Annotated in this window: 1 protein-coding gene; it reads right to left on the bottom strand. The window is 60.5% G+C overall.

From position 1 onward, the window contains the following. A partial coding sequence (locus tag Tther_RS13215; protein ID WP_246099057.1) for a reverse transcriptase domain-containing protein occupies positions 1–620 on the bottom strand: 620 nt, incomplete at both ends.

The raw sequence follows: 620 nt of genomic DNA, 5'->3' as shown, positions 1-620 counted from the left end.
CCTTGATACCGCTCCAGCACGACGCCATCGCTCATGATGCCGCTGTTCAGATACGCCCGTATCAGCCGAATGATGCCGGCGTCATCGATGCGTTTCCGTAGGCGGTCTATGAGGATGTCGTGATTGACGCGATCAAAGAATTTCTCCAGATCGACATCCACCACGATCTTCCGGCCGGATTGGATGTAGCCCTGCGCCGCCAGTATCGCGTCGTGGGCTCGCCGCCCCGGTCGGAAACCATAGCTGTGTTGGCTGAATGTCGGGTCAAGTAGTGGTTGCAGCACTTGCAGCAGTGCTTGCTGGATCAGTCGATCCGTCACCGTCGGTATGCCAAGCTCGCGCTCGCCACCGCCCGGTTTCGGGATCAATACCCGTCGTACCGGACTGGGCCGGTATGTCCCACGCAGCAGTTGTTCGCGAATCTTCGGCCACGCCGTCATCAGATGGCGGGCGGTCTGTTCGGTGTCCAATCCATCCACGCCAGCCGCGCCTTTGTTGGCTTTGACTCGTTTCCACGCTTGCCGCAGGTTCTCTCTCGCCAGGACAGCTTGCAGCAGTCCCAGCCCTGTGTTCTCGGTGTCCTGTCGCGGGCTGGACGCTTCGTCGCTGACAGGATCACG

Source organism: Tepidimonas thermarum (genome assembly GCF_007556705.1).
Taxonomy (GTDB): domain Bacteria; phylum Pseudomonadota; class Gammaproteobacteria; order Burkholderiales; family Burkholderiaceae_C; genus Tepidimonas; species Tepidimonas thermarum.
This window is presented reverse-complemented; position numbering and strand designations above follow the sequence as displayed.